General features: G+C 72.5%; 18 protein-coding genes and 1 pseudogene. 4 read left to right on the top strand and 15 right to left on the bottom strand.

From position 1 onward, the window contains the following. The first annotated feature begins 18 nt into the window (after positions 1-18). Positions 19-1,674 (top strand): RecQ family ATP-dependent DNA helicase, encoded by a 1,656-nt coding sequence (locus tag VYL96_RS05630; RefSeq protein WP_131884894.1) that lies wholly within the window; start codon positions 19-21, stop codon positions 1,672-1,674. Here the strand turns inward: VYL96_RS05630 and VYL96_RS05625 are convergent. The 11 genes from VYL96_RS05625 to VYL96_RS05575 all read right to left on the bottom strand — a co-directional run bounded on the left by VYL96_RS05625 (position 1,661) and on the right by VYL96_RS05575 (position 12,665). Next, complete coding sequence (locus VYL96_RS05625) at positions 1,661-3,100, bottom strand: ComEC/Rec2 family competence protein (RefSeq protein WP_243699555.1); 1,440 nt, start codon at positions 3,098-3,100, stop codon at positions 1,661-1,663. The two genes, VYL96_RS05630 and VYL96_RS05625, sit on opposite strands and share 14 nt — an antisense overlap. Beyond that, a complete protein-coding gene (locus VYL96_RS05620) occupies positions 3,097-4,074 on the bottom strand; it encodes a ComEA family DNA-binding protein (RefSeq protein ID WP_131884895.1) in 978 nt (325 codons plus the stop codon). Before VYL96_RS05620 ends, VYL96_RS05625 begins: the two co-directional genes overlap by 4 nt. Before the next feature lie 51 nt (positions 4,075-4,125). Next, positions 4,126-4,956, bottom strand: a complete 831-nt coding sequence (locus VYL96_RS05615) for a DegV family protein (RefSeq protein ID WP_131884896.1) — start codon at positions 4,954-4,956, stop codon at positions 4,126-4,128. After that, the gene (locus tag VYL96_RS05610) at positions 4,953-5,651 is read right to left on the bottom strand and encodes a histidine phosphatase family protein (RefSeq protein WP_131884897.1); all 699 of its coding nucleotides are present in this window, start codon (positions 5,649-5,651) and stop codon (positions 4,953-4,955) included. The genes VYL96_RS05615 and VYL96_RS05610 overlap by 4 nt, the downstream gene beginning before the upstream one ends. An 8-nt stretch (positions 5,652-5,659) precedes the next feature. Continuing rightward, positions 5,660-6,103 (bottom strand): ribosome silencing factor, encoded by a 444-nt coding sequence (rsfS, locus tag VYL96_RS05605; RefSeq protein ID WP_131884898.1) that lies wholly within the window; start codon positions 6,101-6,103, stop codon positions 5,660-5,662. Next, on the bottom strand, positions 6,100-6,816 hold the full coding sequence (gene nadD / locus VYL96_RS05600; protein ID WP_131884899.1) for a nicotinate-nucleotide adenylyltransferase: 717 nt from the start codon (positions 6,814-6,816) through the stop codon (positions 6,100-6,102). The genes rsfS and nadD overlap by 4 nt, the downstream gene beginning before the upstream one ends. A gap of 65 nt (positions 6,817-6,881) precedes the next feature. After that, entirely contained in the window at positions 6,882-8,312 is a 1,431-nt protein-coding gene (locus tag VYL96_RS05595) for a vWA domain-containing protein (RefSeq protein ID WP_131884900.1), read from the bottom strand. Positions 8,313-8,348: 36 nt separating this feature from the next. Further along, complete coding sequence (locus tag VYL96_RS05590; protein WP_131884901.1) at positions 8,349-9,230, bottom strand: AAA family ATPase; 882 nt, start codon at positions 9,228-9,230, stop codon at positions 8,349-8,351. A 70-nt stretch (positions 9,231-9,300) separates the two neighbouring features. Next, on the bottom strand, positions 9,301-10,605 hold the full coding sequence (locus VYL96_RS05585) for a glutamate-5-semialdehyde dehydrogenase (RefSeq protein WP_243699556.1): 1,305 nt from the start codon (positions 10,603-10,605) through the stop codon (positions 9,301-9,303). Between the two features lie 149 nt (positions 10,606-10,754). Next, positions 10,755-11,972 (bottom strand): HNH endonuclease signature motif containing protein, encoded by a 1,218-nt coding sequence (locus VYL96_RS05580; RefSeq protein ID WP_131884902.1) that lies wholly within the window; start codon positions 11,970-11,972, stop codon positions 10,755-10,757. 417 nt (positions 11,973-12,389) lie between these two features. Next, positions 12,390-12,665, bottom strand: coding sequence for a hypothetical protein (locus tag VYL96_RS05575; protein WP_207913519.1), 276 nt, complete (start codon positions 12,663-12,665; stop codon positions 12,390-12,392). Here VYL96_RS05575 and VYL96_RS17270 point away from each other — a divergent pair. Next, positions 12,610-12,927: pseudogene (locus VYL96_RS17270) on the top strand (CPBP family glutamic-type intramembrane protease); the annotation flags it as partial. The gene VYL96_RS05575 and the pseudogene VYL96_RS17270 sit on opposite strands and share 56 nt — an antisense overlap. Before the next feature lie 68 nt (positions 12,928-12,995). Here VYL96_RS17270 and VYL96_RS05570 read toward each other — a convergent pair. Together VYL96_RS05570 and VYL96_RS05565 are read right to left on the bottom strand one after the other, a co-directional pair. After that, positions 12,996-13,607 carry a class I SAM-dependent DNA methyltransferase gene (locus tag VYL96_RS05570; protein WP_131884903.1) on the bottom strand — a complete coding sequence of 204 codons (612 nt, stop codon included), beginning with the start codon at positions 13,605-13,607 and terminating at the stop codon, positions 12,996-12,998. Positions 13,608-13,696: 89 nt separating this feature from the next. Then, complete coding sequence (locus VYL96_RS05565) at positions 13,697-14,719, bottom strand: serine hydrolase domain-containing protein (protein ID WP_165928417.1); 1,023 nt, start codon at positions 14,717-14,719, stop codon at positions 13,697-13,699. A 70-nt stretch (positions 14,720-14,789) separates the two neighbouring features. Between VYL96_RS05565 and VYL96_RS05560 the strand changes: the two genes are divergently transcribed. After that, complete coding sequence (locus tag VYL96_RS05560) at positions 14,790-16,967, top strand: RecQ family ATP-dependent DNA helicase (protein WP_131884905.1); 2,178 nt, start codon at positions 14,790-14,792, stop codon at positions 16,965-16,967. 117 nt (positions 16,968-17,084) lie between these two features. Further along, positions 17,085-18,245 carry a calcium/sodium antiporter gene (locus tag VYL96_RS05555; RefSeq protein WP_131884906.1) on the top strand — a complete coding sequence of 387 codons (1,161 nt, stop codon included), beginning with the start codon at positions 17,085-17,087 and terminating at the stop codon, positions 18,243-18,245. Positions 18,246-18,278: 33 nt separating this feature from the next. On the opposite strand, the gene VYL96_RS05550 is transcribed toward VYL96_RS05555, so the two are convergent. Further along, entirely contained in the window at positions 18,279-20,099 is a 1,821-nt protein-coding gene (locus VYL96_RS05550; RefSeq protein WP_131884907.1) for an FAD-binding dehydrogenase, read from the bottom strand. Between the two features lie 17 nt (positions 20,100-20,116). After that, a complete protein-coding gene (locus tag VYL96_RS05545; protein WP_243699557.1) occupies positions 20,117-20,869 on the bottom strand; it encodes an AAA family ATPase in 753 nt (250 codons plus the stop codon). Positions 20,870-20,878: the final 9 nt, after the last annotated feature.

Genomic DNA, 20,878 nt, shown 5'->3' with positions numbered 1-20,878 from the left:
GACGGAGAGGACGCACACGTGACGACGACGCAGGCCGAGCCCACCGATCCCCTCGAGGTGGCGGAGCGCGTCTTCGGATGGGACGAACTGCGGCCACCGCAGGCCGAGGCGATCCGGGCGGCGGTGAGCGGCCGCGATGTGCTGGCCGTCCTGCCCACCGGTTACGGCAAGTCGGCGATCTACCAGCTCGCCGGGATCATGGCGGAGGGCCCGTGCATCGTGGTCTCCCCTCTCATCGCGTTGCAGACCGACCAGTGCGAGGGGCTCAACGAGCTCGCCGACGACGCCCCCACCCGATCGCTGGCGATCAACTCCTCGATGGGCGCTCGGGCGCAGGCCGAGGCGTGGGACGACGTCGTCGCCGGACGCGTCGACTTCGTGTTCCTCACCCCCGAGCAGTTGGCCAAGCCCGAAGTCCTCGACCGCCTCCGCCAGGCGGGCCCGAGCTTCCTCGTCGTGGACGAGGCGCACTGCGTGTCCGCCTGGGGGCACGACTTCCGTCCCGACTACCTCCGCCTCGACACCGCACGTCACCGGATGGGGTCACCGACCGTCATCGCGCTCACCGCGACCGCCTCGACACCGGTGCGGGAGGAGATCCTCGACCGCTTGGCCATGTCCGACGCGCTCGTGCTCGCCGGCGGCTTCGACCGGTCGGAGTTGCACCTCGCCGTGCGGCGCCACGTGGAGGACGACGACAAGAAGGACGCGGTCGTGGAGCGGGCCGTCGAACTGATCGGTCCCGGGCTGGTCTACACCGCGACCCGCAAGGCCACCGAGGACTACGCGGCTCGCATCGCCGAGCGCTCGGCCGCCGCCGACCGTCCGTTGAGGGTCCGCGCCTATCACGCCGGGCAGAAGGCGGCGGAGCGCGAGGAGACGCTGGGCGCCTTCCTCGACGGTCACCTCGACGTGGTGGTGGCGACGAACGCGTTCGGGATGGGCATCGACAAGGAGGACGTACGGTTCGTCCTCCACGCCGACATCCCCGACTCGCTGGACACCTATTACCAGGAGGCCGGGCGCGCCGGACGGGACGGCGAGCCGGCCACCATCGAACTGCACTACCGCAGCGAGGACCTCGGCCTCCGCAGCTTCTTCTCGTCTCACAGCGCGGACGAGGAGGTGATCCGAACCGTCGTCCGTCACCTGCGCCGAGCGGACGGGCCGGTGCGACTGAGCAAGCTGAAGAAGGCCGTCGACGCGGGCGGGAAGCGTGTCACGGGCGCGGTCAACCTGCTCGAGGCGGCCGGCCTGCTCTCCTCCGGCAAGAAGGGGCTCGAGCTCGTCGAGGACGTGCGTCCCAAGGAAGCGGTACGCCGCGCGGAGGAGATGTCCGAGACGCTCGAGAGAATCGATCGCTCCCGGATCGAGATGATGCGCGGGTACGCGGAGACCGACGGGTGTCGACGCCAGTTCCTGCTCGGATACTTCGGCGACGAGCTCGCCGATCCCTGCGGGAACTGCGACACCTGCGACGCCGGCACGGCCGTGGACATCACTCATGATGCGGCGGACTTCCCTCTCCAGTCCGCGGTGACCCACCGGGAGTGGGGGCCGGGGATCGTCATGAGTGTCGATGACGACCGCCTCACCGTGTTCTTCGAAGAGCAGGGGTACCGGACGCTGTCCCTGGATCTCGTCCGTGAGCAGGAGCTGCTCACGCGGGCGTGACCGTCGGCGAGCCGGGCAGGCCGGCAGCGACGCCGGCGACGGTGTCGAGCCACCACAGCGCGGGCGCGCACGCCGCGGCCAGCGCCACGGCCCCGCCCTGCCACAGCGGGCCGAGCGCGGCGGCCGCGGTGCCCAGCACCGTCACGACCGGCACCGCGGGGGCGACCGCGATGTTCGCGGGTAGCGCCCACGGCCCGGACCCGAGCCCGGAGGCCACGAGGATCGGGAGCGTGGCCACGTGCGCGACCAGGCAGACCGCCAGGACGTCGGCGGCGGGGCCGGGAATCCACGGTCGGCGAAGCCGCTGGGCCACTGGTCTCGCGGCCACCACCAGCGCGGCCGTCGCGGACACCGACAGAACGAAACCCGCCCCCGTCGCCGTCGCGGGGTCGAGGAGTGCCACGAGGAGGACGATCGCCGCCAGCGCCGCCAGGGGCCTACCTGTGCGGCGCGCACCCAGTGCGGCCAGGCCGATCGCCCCCGTCCCCGCCGCGCGCAGCACCGCCGGCTCCGGGCCGACCACCGCGACGAACCCGACCAATGCGAGGGCCGCGGCCAGGAGGCGACCACGACGACCGACACCTGCCGCGGCGGCCGCGAGCAGCACCGCTCCGACGACGTAGGTCGTGTTGGCGCCCGAGACGGCGGCGAGATGCGCGAGCCCGGACGCGCGGAACTCGTCCCGTGTCTCGACCGACACGCCGCTCTCGTCGCCGAGTACGAACGAGGGCAGCAGGCCCGCGGACTCCCCGGACAGGGCCCGGTCGGACACCTCGCGGAAACGGTGCCGTACCGCCGCCGGGACCCGCCCGCTCCAGCCCGAAGGACCGGTGATCCGGGGTGGCGCGAGAGCCCGGAGGCCCGGCGGCTCGCCGACCGATCGGGGCTCCAGCACCGTCACCGAAGTGGTGACCCGGGTCCCCGGCGGCAGGCCCCGCCAGCCCTCCCGCGCGAGGAGCACCACGTCGAGCTCGCCGCGGCGCGCCGCGGTGCCCGTCCCGGTGGCCTCGACCCGCACGGGCACCATGACCCCGCCGCTGCGGACCGGCCTGTCGAACCCGGTCACCACCGCCTCCACGCCGGTGCGGGCACCCACCAGATCGACCAGCGGGTGCGCGGCCAGCGCGTACGTCCGCGCCGCCTGGGCCCCCGCCGCGACCGCACCGACCGCGCACGCCAACGCCACCACCCCGAGTGCGACGCGGTCGGTCCTCGATCGGCCGCCCGCGCCCGTCGACCACGCCGCGGACACCACGGCGGCGGCCAGCAGCACCACCGCGAGGGCGGCCGCGACAGCGGGGCGGAGGGCGACAGTCGCAGCGGTGGCGACGAACACCGTGAGCGTGGGCACCACCAGCCGCAGGTCGCGGGCCGCCGGCATCCCAGGCGCCGCGTGGGCCGGCGCCCGAGGCTGCGGATCGGTCACACCGTCACCAGGGGGCGCAACTTCGCCAGCGTCGCCGGGCCTATCCCGTCGACCTCGACCAACTGGTCGACGCTGGTGAACACGCCGTTGGCCGACCGCCACGCGAGGATCGCCGCCGCGGTGACCGGCCCGATCCCGGGCAGGGACTCCAGGGCGGCGGCGTCAGCGGTGTTGAGATCGACCGGCCCGGCACCCGCTCCGGCGGGTGCCGGCGCGGGAGCTCCGGCCGCCGGGGCGCCCGGGGCGGCGGGGGGTTGGGCGGGGCCGGGACCGACGATGTCGCTCCGCGGCCCCCTCGGCCCGTCGGGCCCGGGGGCCAGACCGACGAGGATCTGCTCGCCGTCGGCGACCCTGCGCGCGAGGTTGAGCCCGTCCCGGTCCCCGCCCTCGAGGACACCGCCGGCACTGTCGAGTGCGTCGGCGACCCGGGCGCCGGGCGTGAGGGTGACCAGCCCACTGCGTCCGACCAGGCCGACCACGGAGACGACGAGTGGGCCTTCCGCGGCGTCCGGGTCGGCTCCCGGGGCTGCCGTGGCCGGCGCCGGCGGCGCCGGCGGCGTGGGGGCCGGGCCGCTGCCCACCGATGCCGCGTCCGACGCCGCCAGTGGAAGTTCGGGAACGGGCGGGCCCGCCGGGACGGCGGCGAGCAGCCGGTGTACGGAGAACGCCCCGAGGGCGAGGACCACGACCACCAGCGCGACGCCGGCGAGACGATCGGGTGCCCATCTGATGCGGGCCCACCACGGTGGGTCGGCCCATGCGGCGATGTCCGGTTCCTCGGCGGGGACGCGCTCCGGCCGGGCTCCGTCCGGATCGGGTTCCGCCCACGGCACCCGGGCCGCCTCCGCGGCCGCCGGCTCACGGCTCCGACCGACCGGCTCCGGCGCGAGTGCACCGGCCAGTCGCTGTAAGGCGGCCGCCCGCGCCGGGTCCCGCTCGGGGTCGGCGGGACGGGCCCGGGTCTCGGTTCGCATGGGCGCGACGCTAGACCGGCGCCCGCCCCCATCCGCTCCGGAACGCGGTCCTCAGTCCGCGTCCTGTGGAGAGGGGGACGGGATGGGGAATTCGGTGTCCACGAGGTCCGTCACCGACACCCCCACTGTTCCGGGGCCCAGATGCCACGCGAGGACCTCGTCGAATTCGACGATGATGACGCGTTCCGGGAACGGGGTCTGTTTGCGGATCTCCGCGGCCATCTCCCCGGCCCGTTCCGCCGCCTCGTGGTGGTGGATGACGACCAGGACGTCACCCCGGGAGAGGTCGTCTCGGAGCAGCGCGCGGAGGCGTTCATGGGCCTTCGTGGTGGTGCGTGCCTTCGCGGCGAGGTCGACCGAACCCGACCGCAGCACGATCACCGGACGCATCGCCAACGCGCTGCCGAAGATCGCGGCCAGGGCGCTGATCCGGCCGCCCCGCCGTAGGTGCTCGAGCGACTCGAGGGCCGCGTACGTCGAGGCGCCCCGGCACAGACGCTCGGCGAGGTCGTAGGTCGCCGACAGCCCGAGTCCGTTGTTCGCGGCCCACGCGCACTGGGCGACCGCGGCGCCGAAGGCCATCCCCGCCCCCCGGGAGTCGGAGACGAGGACTCGGCCACCGAAGCGGGTGGCGGCGTCGCTGGCCGACTGCCAGGTCCGCGAGAGTTCTTTGGACAGGTGCACCGAGACGACGCCCGTGCAGTCCGGGTCGGCGAGGAGGTCGGCATAGTTGGCCGCGAGTTCGTCTGGGGTCACCGCTGCGGTGGAGACGGCCTTGTCGTCCTCCTCCACGACGTGCAGCGGCACGACCGTGATGCCGAAGGCGTGGACCCACGCGGCTGGCAGGTCCGCGCAGGAGTCGGTGACCAGTCGGATCGTCACGGGGCGTCCACCGGCGGTGTGATCCCCGCGTTCCACTGGTCCAGGCGCCACAGCAGGGCCCGTGCCGCGTCAGTGGTGGGCGCGACCTCCGGCTCGGCGTACGAGTCGTCCGGGTTCGCGGGGCGCGGGTGGGCGGACAACTGCACCCAGCAGGTGTTGCCGAGCCCGTTGAACATCGGGTAGTGCTCCACGGGCAGTTCGAGCAGTGCCCCGGTCAGTGCCGCGATGGCGCCGCCGTGCGCGACGATCACGGCCGGGTGCTCCCCCCACTCCGGAGACGACTCGACGAGCTCGTCGACGACCTCGCGGGTACGGCGCGCCACCTCGATGCGGCTCTCCCCGTTCGGCGGTGACCAGCGCGGACTGCTGCGCCAGCGCAGTCGCGCGTCCGGCCACTGCTCGTCGACCTCGGAGTGGCTCATCCCCTGCCAGGTCCCCAGGTTCGTCTCGCGCAGCCGCGGGTCGGTATGGACATTCAGTCCTACCTCGGACGCCAGCGCCTTCGCCGTCTCGTGCGCACGCTGGAGATCCGAGGACAGGATCGTCCACGGCCGTCGGGGCGCCAGTGCCCGGCCGACCGCGTGCGCCTGTCGGACCCCGAGCTCACTGAGCTCGGTGTCCAACTGCCCCTGCATCCGCAACGAGGCGTTGTAGTGCGTCTGGCCGTGACGCAGCAGGATGAGACGTCGGGTCACCGAGGAGTTCAGAGCTCCTGATCCCGCTGTGGCTCCTCCGGGGCGAGCGAGTCATCGGCCCCGCCGGCGGCGGCGTCCGAGCGCCGGGACGTCTCGACACCCTCGATCTCCACGACCGGGCAGTCCTTCCACAACCGGTCGAGCGAGTAGTAGTCGCGCTCGTCGACGTGCTGCACGTGCACGACGAGCTCGTTGTAGTCGAGCAGGGCCCAACGACCCTCGCGGGTGCCCTCGCGGCGCAGTGGCTTGTGTCCGGCCTCGCGGAGCTTGTCTTCGATCTCCTCCACGACGGAGTTCACCTGACGCTCGGTGTCCGCGGACGCCAGGACGAAGCAGTCGGTGATGACGAGTTGGTCGGAGACGTCGATGACGACGATGTCGGTCGCCAGCTTGTCGTCTGCGGCGTGGGCCGCGACAGCGGCCATCTCCAGGGCCTCGGGGCTTGCGGTCACTGGGGGTTCTCCTCGGGGTGCGAATCGATGGGGACGGGGACCCGGTGTACCGGGGCCGTCGCTACGGGGGTGCCGTCCAGGCGGGTGGAGCCCTCCGGCCGGTACAGGTTGCGTTTGGCGATGTACTGCACGACGCCGTCGGGTACGAGGTACCAGACGGGGGCGCCGTCGGCCGCACGGCGGCGGCATTCGGTGGACGAGATGGCCAGGGCCGGGATCTCGAGCAGGTAGACCCGTCCGTCCTCGATCTCGGTGAGATGGGTGTCGGACAGCTCGAAACCGGGACGGGAGACGCCGACGAACGTGGCGAGCTCGAACATCTCCTCCCAGCCGCGCCAGGTCAGGATCTTCTCCAACGCGTCGGCACCGGTGATGAAGAACAGTTCGGTCTCCGGGTGCTGGCGGAGGAGATCCTTGAGGGTGTCGACCGTGTACGTCGGCCCACGGCGGTCGATGTCCACGCGGCTGACCGAGAAGCGCGGATTGGAAGCCGTCGCGATGACGGTCATGAGATAGCGGTCCTCGGCCGGGGAGACCTCCCGGCTACGCTTCTGCCACGGCTCGCCCGTGGGGACGAACACGACGTCGTCGAGATCGAACCGATGAGCCACCTCGCTGGCCGCCACGAGGTGACCGTGGTGGATCGGGTCGAAGGTTCCGCCCATCACTCCGATGCGGCGCCGCGAGCCGTCGGCGGTTCCCGTCGTGGTCATGGTCACTGAGTCTATCGGGCCGGGGTGACGCGTACTCGTCTGCCGCTCCCCGCCGCCCCGGACGCTCACACGGGCAGCAGGCTGGAGACGACCGCCGTGAGCTGCTCGACGTTGCGGCACTCGTGCATGGGCACGTACTGGGAGTACAACCTGGCGGCCGAGTCGCCGGTCCCCCACTGCCGCTGCGGTTCCGGATTGAGCCAGTGGGTGTGCCCGACCCGCTCGCTGACGAACTCCAGAGCTCCGACCGCGGGATCGCGGTAGTTGTTGCGGCCATCGCCCAGGATGAGCAGCGACCCCGTCCTCGTCAGCGTGTGGGCGTACCGGTCGGCGAACCCCTCGAGGGCATGCCCGTAGTCGGAGTGCCCGTCATAGGTGATGATCTCGGCCTCGCGCACCATCCTGCTCATCGCCGTGCCGAGGTCGGAGCCCGATTCGAAGAACGAGGTCACCTCGTCGGTGGTGTCGACGAACGCGAAGACACGCACCCGGGAGAACTGCTCACGGAGCGAGTGCACCAGCTGGAGGGTGAAGTGACTGAAGCCCGCGACCGACCCGGACACGTCGCACAGCACCACCAGCTCGGGGCGGGCCGGACGCGGCTTGCGCAGCACCAGCTCGACCGGGACCCCGCCCGTGGACATCGACCGACGCATGGTCTTGCGCATGTCGATGGCACCGTGCCGGTGGCGACGCCGCCGCGCGGCCAGGCGACTCCCGAGCTGGCGCGCCAGCGGCCCGACCCGGCGACGAAGCGCCTGCAGATCCTGGTCGTTGGCGCGCAGGAAGTCGACCTGCTCGGCCGCCGGGCCGACCGCGTACTGGGCCACCCGGTCCCGCCCCACTGTCTCGGCGGTGCGGCGACGCGTCTCGTCGGCCACCTCGCGCAGGAACCCGCGCACCAGATTCGCCGCGGCGTTGGCGGCCGCGGTCTTCTCCGCGTGTCGCTTGGAACCGTCGGGGTCGAAGGGGTCGGCGCCGAGCAGCCCGTCGAGGATCCTCTGCATGATCGAGTTCGTGTCCAACGGGCTCAACGCCTGGTAGGCGGAGTAGCGCGGGCCGTTGACCGAGTCATACGAGCCCAGCTGCTCCACGAGGAGTTCGGCGAGCGCCCGAGCCTTGGCGCGCGACTCGTCGGTGTCCTCGAGGAGCAGCGAGGCGATGAGCTCGTTCAGGGCGTCGGGATCCACCTTGCCGTCGTCATCGGTCGGGATCTCCACCTCCAGCATCACCGCGTCGCCCGGGGTGTGGCCGCCGACGGCGGCCGGGAACCACAGGTCGAAGAGCTGGTCGAACACCCCGCGGTGTGTGGGCTTGTGGAGGATCGTCGAGGCCAGCGCTTCGCGCAGCGCGGCGCGGTCGAGCAGGTCGACGTGCACCATCGCCGAGGCCGCGTCGACCGCCTCGCTGGGCCCGACCGGGATGCCCTTGCCGCGCAGTGCGTCGACGAAGTCGACGAGGTGGCCGGACAGGCCGCCCGGACTCTTCTGGGTCATCTCCCCCGCCTCCCGATCATCTCCTGCGTCCGCCCGCTAGTTCAGCCGCAGTTCGGCGGCCGCGCGCAGCTGGTCGGACTGGTGCTTGAGGACCACGCCGAGGGTCTGCAGGACGGTCTCGTCGTCGATCGTGTCCAGGCCCAGCGCCACGAGCGTGCGGCCCCAGTCGATCGTCTCGGACACGCTCGGCACCTTCTTCAGCGCCATGGCGCGCAGCACCCCGACGACCCGCACGAGCTGCTCGGCCAGCCGGTCGTCCAGCTCGGGAACCCGGGACGCGAGGATCTTCCGCTCGAGCTCGGGCATCGGGAAGTCCAGGTGGAGGTAGAGGCAGCGTCGCTTGAGCGCCTCGGACAGCTCGCGGGCGGCGTTAGACGTGAGCACGGCGAAGGGCCGGCGGGTCGCCTCGATCGTCCCCAGCTCGGGGATGGTCACCGCGAAGTCGCTGAGCACCTCCAGCAGCAGGCCCTCGATCTCGATGTCCGCCTTGTCCACCTCGTCGACCAGCAGCACGGTGGGCTCACTGCGCCGGATCGCGGTGAGCAGCGGCCGCGACAGGAGGAACTCCTCGGAGAACACGTCGTCCCGCGTGGAGTCCCAGCCCTCCCCCTGGCCGGCCTGGATCCGGAGGATCTGCTTGGCGTGGTTCCACTCGTAGAGCGCACGGGCCTCGTCGACGCCCTCGTAGCACTGCAGGCGGATGAGCTCGGCCTCGGTGGCGGCGGCGACGGCCTTGGCCAGCTCCGTCTTGCCGACGCCCGCCGGCCCCTCGATGAGCAGCGGCTTGCCCAGCCGGTCGGCGAGGTAGACGACCGTCGCCGTCGACCGGTCGGCCAGGTACCCCTGCTCGCCGAGGGCGTCGATGACGTGGTCGATGCTCTCGAACGCCGGGCGCTGTCCGGTGCGGGCTCGGTCCATGGGGCGGGTCCTCTCGGTGGGGTGATCTGGTGCGAACCGCGCGGACGCGGCCTGCTCGGGCGCGGGTGCCTTACGGCCGCACGTGCCCCTTGCCGTGGGCGATCCACTTGGTGCTGGTGAGTTCCTCGAGCCCCATCGGTCCGCGGGCGTGGAGTTTCTGGGTGGAGATGCCGATCTCGGCGCCGAAGCCGAACATCTCGCCGTCGGTCCAGGCGGTGGAGGCGTTGACCATCACCGCGGCGGCGTCGACGCGCGCGGTGAACGCCTCGGCCACGTCGATGCTGCGGGTGGAGATGGCCTCGGTGTGGCCGGACGACCAGCGGGCGATGTGCTCGATCGCCTCCTCGACGCCGTCGACGACCTTGAGCGCGATGTCCATGCTGAGGTATTCCTCGCCCCAGTCCACGTCGTCGGCGGGGACGAGCCCCTCGCGGTCCCCGTGGACGGTGACGCCGGCCGTGCGCAGGGCACCCACGACGCGGTCCACGGCGGCGTCGCCAAGGGCGGCGTCGAGCAGGACGGTCTCGGTGGCGTTGCAGACGCTGCAGCGGCGGGTCTTGCCGTTGAGCAGGAGGCTGATCGCCTCGTCGAGGTCCGCGTCTCCGTGGATGTAGAGGTGGCAGTTGCCGGTGCCGGTCTCGATGGCGGGGACCTTGGCGTTCTCCACCACGGCCTGGATGAGGCCCGCGCCTCCCCGGGGGATCACGACGTCGACGAAACCGCGCGCCTGGATGAGGTGGGTGACCGACGAGCGGTCCTCCGAGGGCAATAACTGCGCGGCGTCGACGGGCAGGTCGTGCTCGGCGAGCACCCCGCGCAGGACCTCGACGAGCGCCTCGTTGGAGTTGCGTGCCGAGCGGGAGCCGCGGAGGAGCGCTGCGTTGCCGGACTTGAAGGCCAGACCGAAGGCGTCGACGGTGACGTTGGGACGCCCTTCGTAGATCATCCCGACCACGCCCAGCGGCACGCGGACCTGACGGAGCTGGAGCCCGTTGGGCCGGGTCGACCCGCGGGTGACGGTCCCGATCGGGTCCGCCAGACCGGCGACCTGGCGCAGCCCGCTCGCGATGCCCTCAATCCGGTCGGCGGTCAGGCGGAGCCGGTCGAGCATGGCCTCTCCGGTACCGGCCTCGATCTGCTCGGCGATGTCCGCCGCGTTGGCCTCGAGGATCGTCGCCTCCGCCGACACGAGAGCATCGGCCGCGGCGAGCAGCAGCGCGTTCTTGCGGTCGGCGGTCAGCAGCGCCAGCTCGCGAGAGGCGGCGCGGGCACGACGGGCGGCACCGTGGACGGCGTCGCGCACCGGGTCCGCGGCCGGCCGATCGGCGTCCGTCTGGCCGGCGAGGTCGGGGGCGTCGAGGTGGCTGGTGGTCATGCGGGCCAGCTTACCGATCGGTGGCTCGCCGACGGCGCAGGTGACAGCGTGACCGGACGCTCGCGGGGGGATCGCGAGTCGGCTGGCCAGCCGGAGGCCCGGGCACGCAGCGCCCGACCCGGCCGGGTCACCTGCCAACTGTGAGGAGGTCACGCCGCCCTCGCCGGAGTACCGGGTGGGATCCATCGGGGCATACCGGGGCGTGCCGGGTCCGGGACCGTGCGCCACTGGCCGGGCCCGTCACCGATCCACCCGTGGTGGACAGGACACACCAGCGCCAGGCTCGACACCGTCGTGGGACCGCCCCGCGACCAGTCCGTCACGTGGTGGCCCTGACACTGTGCCGCCGGCTGCTCGCACCCCGGATGGGTACACCCACCGTGCGCGGCATACATCACCAGCCGCTGCATCGCCGAGGCCAACCGACGATCCCGACCCCGGTCCACATCGATTCGGCGCTCCTCGCGCCCGTCGCGCAGTGCTGACAGAAACCAGGAGCGTCGTCCCGCCAACGTCACCGCCTGCCCGGCGCTCAGCTGCACCCCGCCGTCGGTGTCGACCACCCCGCGGCTCGCGCCCGGCTCCACCGCCAAGCCCAGAGCCAGCACGTGGCACAGCGCGTCATAGGCCCGCTGGCCCGCAGCACGCGTGTCGTCCGCGGCCAACGCCTCCGGGCCGGCCTGCCCACCAGACTCCGGATCCGCCGGTGCGGCGATGCACTGACCCGGGCCGCCGAACCGGGCGATCACCGCCGCGAGCAGCGCTTGCAGGCGCGGCTCGGCTGTGATCCCCATGCTCGCCAGCCCATCCAGACCCGGCCGATGCGCCCGCAACCCCCGCCGTTTCTGCTGCATCTCCTCCAGCCGCTCCAACCGGCCCGGATCCGCCTTGGCCAACTCCCTCGCCGCCGCCGCGGTCAGTGCCCGCACGCTGGCCCCCGCCTGCGCCAACCCCGTCAGATGGCGGGAGAAATCCTCCCGCGCCTCATCGGGGGCGCCCTCGGGCAGTTCGGCGACCGCCTCACCGATCGCCCGCTCCTGCCCGGCGGTGATCCGTCCCCGTCGATGCGCCTCCATCGCGGGAGATCCTTGACGGCGCCCGGCGTCGATCCGGGCCCGGCACTGCCCCGCCGTCAACCCCAGATCCCTGCCCAGCGACGTCGCCGCCGAAGACACCGACCGGCCCGCACGTTCCGCGCGGCCGGCCGCCTCCGCAGCCCCCGCAGCACTGATGGCCTCTACACGCCGGGACACCTCCTCCAGCCGCCGCAACACCACAGGCAACTCCGACTCGGACACCTCCGACCAGCACACCGACGCGAGCTGCTCAACGCTCGTCGTCGTCGACTCCACCAGGTCCGAGATCATGTCCCCATCCTACCGCCGCTATCACACATGTGTTCGAACACCAGGTCCCGGTTCAATAACCCCATTAGGCTATCTACCTGCCGCGATGTGCTGGACGATGCCGGACGGAGCCGAGCACCTCGCCGGGCGGCAGGTCCCACTGGCACCTTTCGATGCAGCCGCCCGAAGTGACCACTTTCGCCTCTCGAGAGCCGGGGGCGCCGCTTCTTACCGTGAACGCACTCGCCGCCACCGCGCGAGCACCTCACCGAAGCAGCCGGTCATGACCGTCGCCGAAACCCCCAGCGAAACCCCCACCGACACCGCCACCGCCATCACGCGTCGGCAGCGGCCGCGGCCGCTGGACTTCATCCGCCGCCACCCGTTGCCGACGTTCTTCGTCCTCGCCAACCTGCTCAGCTGGATCGCCTGGACGCCCTACGTCCTCTCCGAGACCGCGCTCGGCGTCCTGCCCGTGACGCTCAACTCGATCGTCGGCGTCCTCCCCGGCGCGTACCTCGGCCCGATCTCCTCGGCCTTCCTCGTCACCGCCGTCACCGAGGGGCGCGCCGGGGTGCGCAGCTGGGTCGGGCGACTACTGCGCTGGCGGGTCCCGGGGCGGTGGTACGCGGTGGCGCTGCTCGGGGTGCCGGGCGGGATGCTGCTCACGGGCTTCGCGTTCTCCGGCGGCGAGATCCACGCGCCGTCGCTCATGGCGCTGAGCATGTACGTGCCGCTCCTGCTCTTCCAGTTCGTCACCACGGGGCTCGCGGAGGAGCCGGGCTGGCGTGACTTCGCGCTACCCCGGTTGCAGGACCGGTTCAGCCCGCTGGCCGCGTCGATGATCCTGGGGCCGATCTGGGCGCTGTGGCACGTCCCGCTGTTCTTCACCGCATGGGGCGGCTATCCGGACGCGAGCTGGACCCGCGCGACGTCGTTCCTGCTGTTCTGCCTCGGCTTCAACCTGGTCATGACCTGGATCTTCACGAGCGCCGCCGGGAGCAGCCAGGGTCCCGTGGTCGACGCGCGCACCTGCACGGGCCCCTACGCACGTACGAGTACCGCGACCATGAAGCCGCTGTCGTCGTCGAAGGGCCGCAGATCCCAGGTCGACCACCGCTGCTCGACCCGCAGTCCGGCTCGCTCGGCGTCGAGGTCGAACTCCTCCCGCGTCCAACCGCGGTCGAGCCCGAATCCCACGACGAGCCTGCCGGGTCGTCCGTCGGTGGACTCCGACGCCGGCGCCAGGCGGGCGGCGAGGTTGGCCAGGACGGCTCCGCGGTCGGCCGGGTCGACGAAGGCGAGGACGTTGCCGGCTGACACGGCCAGGTCGAAGGGGCCGGCGGCCCAGCCGTCGTCGGCGAGGTCGGCGACCTCCCAGGTGGCGTCGGGGCACTGTTCGCGCGCCCGGTCGACGAGGTAGGGGTCGATGTCGACGCCGGTGACGCGGTGGCCGCGGGCGTGGAGGTAGACGCCCATCCGTCCCTGGCCGCAGCCCACGTCGAGGATGCGCGCGCCGCGCGGCGCCATGGCGTCGGCGAGCCGCGCCTCGCCGTCGATGTCGACGCCCTCGGCGATCATGTCATCCCAGCGCCGCGCGTATCGCCGCGAGTGCTCGGGGTCGGCCTCCACGATCTTCTTCCATGTCTGCGCCATGCGGTCCAGTATGGCCGCCGCGGTGCGGCGCTGCCGAGGGCGGTGACGACGACGAGGACGTGGTCCGCGCGGCCGGCGGGCGGGCCGGGTCAGGAGCCCAGTCGGCGCAGGAGTCGGAAGGTGGTCATGTCGGCGCCCCTGGTCTGGTTCACGAGGGTGGCCGCCGCGACCCCGCCGAGGTGGTCGACGACGGCGATCGACCGGAACCCGCCCGTCCCGCCGTTGTGCCAGAGCACCCCGGACCCGGCCCGGTGCCACCCGAGACCCATCTGCGTGGGCCCGCCCGGTGGGGTCGCGTGGGTGAGCCGGATGGCGTCGGCCAGGGCGGTGCGCGACGGGTCGAGCTGCGCGGCGAGGTAGCGCGTGAGGTCGGCGGCCGTGGATCGCAGTGCGCCTGCGCCGGGGATGCCGGGCAGGGGCCAGGGGTCGGCCGGGCGCCCGCGGCTGCGGTGACCCACCGCGGAGCGGCACCGCTGCTCCTCGGTGAGCAGGTCGTCGGTGACCGTGTCGGGCATTCCGAGCGGCGCGCAGATCCGGTCGCGGACGAGCGTGCCGAAGTCGGTGCCGGTCGCGGTGGTCAGCGCGATGCCGAGAAGCCCGGCGCCGAGGTTCGAGTACGACGGTTTACCGTGCCCCGGGGCGCGGCGGAGTCGGACGCCGCCGAGGCCGTCCAGCACGGCCTGCTCGGTGAGGTCGGCGTACGGGTCCGTGCCGCGGCGCAGGTAGGAGAGGTTCTCGCGGAGGCCGATACGGGAGGGCGACCGCGGGAGCCCGGCGGTGTGGGTCGCCAGATGCTGGAGGGTGATCTGCCGTCCGTCGTGGTCCGGGACGTCGACGCCGGTGGGGAGCAGGTCGCGGACGGGGGTATCGAGTCGCCACCGGCCGCACACGACACCGTCGGCGAGCAGCAGGGCGGTGAAGGTCTTGGTGATGGAGCCGATCTCGAACAGCGTGTGGTCGTCGGGGACCTCTCCCCGACCAGTGTCACCGCGCGCGGCGACGTGAGTGTCCCCGGGCGGCCCGGCGGCGACGATCACCCCCACCCGCCGGCGTGCCAGCCGTCCCGCCGCGTGCTCGACCTGTCCCGCTATGCCCCGCCCGTCGCTCGTCACGGCCACCAGTTAACGCCGGTCGGGGTCGGCGCCGCACCCTCGTGTCGTAGTGGTGGTGCACGATGGGCCCATGACCTCGCCGGCGGACCGTCCCCATCCCGACAGCCCGACCGCAGCGGATCCCGCGTCCCTGCGGGCGCGCGCCGACGAGCTGCTCGGGGCCCTCGCGGGCCCGGGTGCGCGACTGCGCGAGGACCAGTGGACGGCGATCGAGGCGCTGGTGGCCGACCGTCGGCGCGCACTGGTGGTCCAACGCACCGGCTGGGGCAAGTCCGCGGTGTACTTCATCGCCGCGCGGCTGCTCCGCGAGCTCGGCTCCGGTCCCACGGTGATCGTCTCGCCGCTGTTGGCGCTCATGCGCAACCAGGTCGAGGCGGCGGCCCGGGCCGGGGTGCGGGCGGCGACCATCAACTCGGCCAACATGACCGAGTGGGACGAGGTGCGCGCGTCCGTCCGGGCCGGCGAGGTGGACGTGCTGTTGGTGAGCCCCGAGCGGCTGAACAACCCGGATTTCCGGGACACCGTGCTGCCGGCGCTCGCCGCGGACGCCGGGCTGGTCGTGGTCGACGAGGCCCACTGTGTCTCGGACTGGGGTCACGACTTCCGGCCCGACTACCGTCGGATCCGCACCCTCCTCGCCGACCTGCCGGAGGGGGTGCCGGTCCTGGCGACCACCGCCACGGCCAACGACCGGGTGGTCCGCGACGTCGCCCAGCAGCTGGGTGTGGGCGTGAGCGGTCTCGCGCAGCAGCCTTCGGCCGCCGACGACTCCGCCGCCTCGGACACCCTCGTCCTGCGCGGCGGCCTCGACCGTGAGTCGCTGCGTCTGTCGGTGGTGACGATCGACGACTCCGAGACGCGCGCGGCCTGGCTGGTGGAGAATCTCGACGCGCTGCCCGGCAGCGGGATCATCTACTGCCTCACCGTCGCCGCCGCGGAGGACATGGCCGAGCTGCTCACCTCGGCCGGGCACCGCGTCAGCGCCTACACGGGACGCACCGACTCCGGCGAGCGGGAGGAGCTGGAGCGTGCCCTGTTGGACAACGAGGTCAAGGCGCTGGTCGCCACGTCCGCGCTGGGAATGGGTTTCGACAAGCCCGACCTGGGGTTCGTCGTCCACCTGGGGGCGCCGCCTTCTCCCATCTCGTACTACCAGCAGATCGGCCGCGCCGGGCGCGCGGCCGACAGAGCGGAGGTCGTCCTGCTGCCGGGGCCCGAGGACCGGGCCATCTGGAACCACTTCGCCTCGCTGGCCTTCCCGCCGGAGGACGTCGTCCGGCGGGTCCTCGACGCGCTGGAGCCCGACCGTCCGCAGTCGACGCAGGCGCTGGAGCCGGCCGTCGACCTGGGCCGGACCCGGCTGGAGATGGTGCTCAAGGTCCTCGACGTGGACGGCGCGGTCCAGCGGGTGCGCGGCGGCTGGGTCTCCACCGGGCGGCCGTGGCACTACCACGCCGAGCGCTACGCGGGTCTGGCGGAGGCTCGGCAGGCCGAGCAGCAGGCGATGATCGCCTACGAGCGCACCGACTCGTGCCGCATGGAGTTCCTGCGCGCGCAGCTCGACGACCCCACCCTCGACCCGGCGTCGCCCGGGTGCGGCCGCTGTGACAACTGCACCGGCGAGCGCCGCACCACCGACGTCGATTCCGGCGCGCTGACCCGGGCGCGCGAGGCGCTGGAGCGGCCCGGTGTGGTGCTTCCGCCCCGCCGGCAGTGGCCCACGGGCCTGGCCAAGCTCGACGTACCGCTCAAGGGCAAGATCGCCGACGGTCCCGCCGAGGGACGCGCTCTCGCGCGCCTCACCGACCTCGGCCTGGGGCAGAAGCTTCGGGCGCTGCTCGCCGAGCCCGATCAGGACGCGCCCGAGTGGCTGGCACGGGCGTGCGTACCGGTCCTGCGGGAGTGGGGCTGGTCCGAGCGGCCCACCGGGGTCGTCGCCCTGGTCACCGGGGAGCACCCGCAGCTCGTCGCCAGCCTCGCCGCCGCGCTGGCGCGGATGGGACGTATGGAGCCGCTCGGCGAGCTCACCCGCGACCCGGCGCTGCCGCCGGTGACGGCGCAGAACTCGGCCTACCGCGTGGCCCAGCTGTGGGGCACGTTCTCCGGCCCGGCCACTGCGCCGGACGGTCCGGTCCTGCTGGTCACCGATGTTCTAGGCACGGGTTGGACGGTCACCGAGGCGGCCCGGCACCTGCGCTCCTCCGGCGCCTCCGCGGTTCTGCCCCTGGCCGTCGCCGCCGCGGGTTAGGCGACCGCCGGTGATCGACAGGTGGGCGCCGGCACGGGATCATCGACCCATGATCACTTTGACGAGACCGTCGCCCACTGCCCGGCCGGGCACCTCCACGACCCGGTCTGATCGGTCATGAGCGTCCTGACGGTGGTCGCCCTGTCGCTGGGCTTCGTGCTGCTCATCGGCGGCGGTGAAGTACTGGTACGGGGCGCCGGCGGTCTGGCCGCCGTCCTCGGGATCTCCCCGCTGGTGGTGGGACTCACCGTCGTCGCGTTCGCCACCTCGGCGCCGGAACTCGCGGTGAGCGTCGATGCCGCGCTGAGCGGATACCCGGGACTGGCCGTCGGCAACGTCGTGGGCAGCAATATCGCGAACATTCTGCTCATCCTGGGGCTGACCGCGATCGTCGCCCCTCTGGTGGCGACGTCCCGGATCGTGCGAGTCGACATCCCCATCATGGTGCTGTTCTCTCTGGCCGTGCTTCTGGTGGCCCTCGACGGCACGATCAGCTTCCTCGACGGTCTGCTGCTGTTCGCCGGCCTCGTGACCTATACGACCGCGACGATCGTCATCGCGCGCAAACAGGACGGAGACCGCGCCACCGAGGCATTGGACGCCCCGGCCGGTGACAGCGCGGGCGAGACGACGCCTACCGGCGGCGACACCTCGCACCCGGTCCTCCTCAACAGCGCTCTCGTGATCGCCGGGGTGGCGCTGCTCGTGATCGGGGCACGGCTACTCGTCACCGCGGCCAGTGATCTCGCGTCGGCCTGGGGGATGAGTGACCTGGTCATCGGTCTCACGGTGGTGGCCATCGGCACCTCCCTCCCGGAACTCGCCACGAGCCTCGTGGCGGCGATCCGCGGCGAACGCGACCTCGCCATCGGCAACATCGTCGGAAGCAACATGTTCAACATCGGCGCGGTTCTCGGAATGACCTCGCTCATCACGCCGATCGGGGTCGCCCAAGGGGCCATCCGCTTCGACCTGCCGATCATGCTCGCCGTCTCGATGGCTCTGCTTCCGATCGCCTTCACCGGGATGGCGATCAAGCGGTGGGAGGGACTGCTCTTCGCGGGGTTCTACGCCGCGTACGTCGCCTACGTGGTGCTGCAGGCCGCCGACCACGACGCGTTGGATCCGTTCAGCGCCGCCATGCTCTGGTTCGTCATCCCCGTCACCGCGCTGTGGCTGATCGTATTGGCCACCTACGAACTCGGTGTCCGGCGGGGACGCGGTCAGGCCCGCGGCCGGCCCGTCGCGAGAGACGACGGCGGCCGCGAGGGCGGTTGAGGGGAGGCGGCCCCGCATCGGCCGCCGGACGGCTCAGACCTCCCGCGCCATCGCCCGGCCGGCCCTCAGGCCGGAGAAGATGCACCCGCCGAGGAACGTGCCCTCGAGCGAGTTGTAGCCGTGGACGCCGCCACCGCCGAATCCCGCGACCTCGCCGGCGGCGTACAGCCCCGGGAACGGCTCGCCGGCGGGAGTGAGGCACTGCGAGTCGAGCGTCGTCTCGATCCCGCCGAGGGTCTTGCGCGTCATGAGGTGCGCCTTCACCACGATCAGCGGGCCACCCGAGCCGGCGGCCGAGCCCTTGCCCGGGCCGGAGTCGGCGAGCAGGCGGTGCGGCTTGGCCAGGCGGGTGAGCTTGTCGGTGAGCACGCGCCGCGAGTTGTGGATCGCCTGCACCTGGGCGTCCTTGGCGAACGGATTGTCCATCTGCCCGTCCATCGCCAGGACGAACTCCCGCACCTTCTCCACGTCCAGCTCCGGCTCGCCATCCCGCAGCAGCGAGTTCATGCCGGCGACCATCTCCTCGAGCGTGTCCGCCACCACCCAGTCGACGCCCTTCTCGGTGAAGTCGGCGATCGACGGGGGAAGGCCGCTGCCCGCCTTGGACGCGAACTTCCGGATGCTCTTGTCGGTCAGCTCGGGGTTCTGCTCCGAGCCGGAGAGGATGAACTCCTTGCCGGCGATCGCCGAGTCGAGGATGAACCACGAGTAGTCCTGGCCGGCTCGGCGGATCGCCTCGATGGACGCCGTGGTGTGGAAGCCCGGGAACAACGGCACGGGCATCCGGTCGCCGTTCGCGTCGAGCCACAGGGTGGACGGTCCCGGGATGATGCGGATCGCGTGCGAGGGCCACACGGGCGCGAAGTGGGCCACGCCCTCGGTGTAGTGCCACATGCGGTCCCGGTTGATGAGGTTCACGCCGGACCTCGCGGAGATCTCCAGCACCCGCCCGTCCACGTGCTCGGGCACACCCACGATGAGGTCCTTCGGCACGTCGCCGAGCCGGTCGGCGGGCCAGTACTTCCGCACCAGGTCGGGGTTGCCGCCGATCCCGCCGGAGGCCAGCAGCACGGCCTTCGCCCGGAACTCGAACTCCCCCGTCTCCTCCCGGGGGGACGCGACGCCGCGGTCGTAGTCGCAGGGCACGAGCGTCGCACCGCGCACGCCCACGGCGCGGCCGTCCTCCACCACGATCTCGTCCACCCGGTGGCGCACCGCGAAGCGGACCAGGCCGGCGCGGGCGGCATCGCGGACGGGTTCCTCGAAGACGCGGACCACCTCGGGCCCGGTCCCCCACGCCACGTGGAAGCGAGGGACGGAGTTGCCGTGCCCGTTCACGTCGCCGCCGCCACGCTCGGCCCAGCCGACGGTGGGGATGATCCGCAGTCCCAGGTCGTGGAGGTACCGACGCTTCTCCCCCGCGGCGAACTCGACGTACGCACGCGCCCACTGCCGCGGCCAGTGGTCCTCGGGGCGGTCGAACCCGGCCGAGCCGAGCCAGTCCCGCCACGCGAGCTCGAGAGAGTCTTTGATGCCGATCCGCCGCTGCTCCGGGGTGTCCACGAGGAACAACCCGCCGAGGGACCAGAACGCCTGCCCGCCGAGGTTCTTCTCGCTCTCCTGGTCCACCACGAGCACCTTCTTGCCCGCGCGCGTCGCCTCGTAGGTCGCCACGAGGCCCGCCAGGCCGTGCCCGACCACGATGATGTCCGGGGCGAACCCGGGCTCTGGCGCGGGCAGCGGCCCGGCGTTGGCGGCGCGGGACGTCGACGGCGGCTGCCACGACGGGTAGACGGGGCGGACGGGCCGGGCCTCGCCGGTGGTGCGTGCGGAACGGGACGCGGAACTGGTCATGGGTCCAGTGTGCCCGGTCACTCCAGCAGGTGGCGCAGGTATCGCCCGGGTGCGTCGAGGTAACGCCGGTAGTGGTCCACCATCGCCAGGTCCTCCCATCGCGCCCGGTGCATCCCCTCGTCGGAGAGCTCGTACACCGCGGCGCCGGGGACCGAGGCGAGGATCGGCGAGTGGGTCGCCATGAGCACCTGCGCGCCGCGCCGGTCGGCCAGCTCGAGCAGCAGCGCCACCAGCCGGAGCTGCGCGTCGAACGACAGCCCCGCCTCCGGCTCGTCCAGGACGAACAGGCCGCCGCCGTCGAACCGGGAGGTGGTGAGGATGTCCCAGAACGCCTCGCCGTGGCTGCGCGAATGGAAATCCCGCTCGGGGCCCGAGGACTGCAGGTAGGTGAACATGCCGTGCATGGTCTCGGCGCGCAGGAAGTAGCCCCATCGGGACGCGGCTCCCCCGCGGACCAGGCGCAGGTCCGAGTTCAAGGGTGACTCCGACCGCCACGTGACGTCCCGGCCGTGGACGGACCCGCCCTCGGCGCCGAGGCCGAACGCCATGGCGACGGCCTCGACGATCGTCGACTTGCCCGCGCCGTTCTCGCCGACCAGCACGGTGAGATCGTCCAGCTCGAGGCCGTCGCGCAGGAGCTGCGCGACCGCCGGGATCGAGTACGGCCACGGGGACTCCTCCGCCCCGTGCCCGGCCACCGCGGCCGCCACCTCGGGGTCGGCGGTCACGCGGACCACGGGGCGCGGGTCCAGGACACGGTCTCGGCTCACCCGGCCACG

The sequence above is a fragment of the Dietzia maris genome, assembly GCF_036287335.1.
Taxonomy (GTDB): domain Bacteria; phylum Actinomycetota; class Actinomycetes; order Mycobacteriales; family Mycobacteriaceae; genus Dietzia; species Dietzia cinnamea.
The sequence above is the reverse complement of the archived record's forward strand: the minus strand, read 5'-3'. Positions and strand labels throughout refer to the sequence as shown.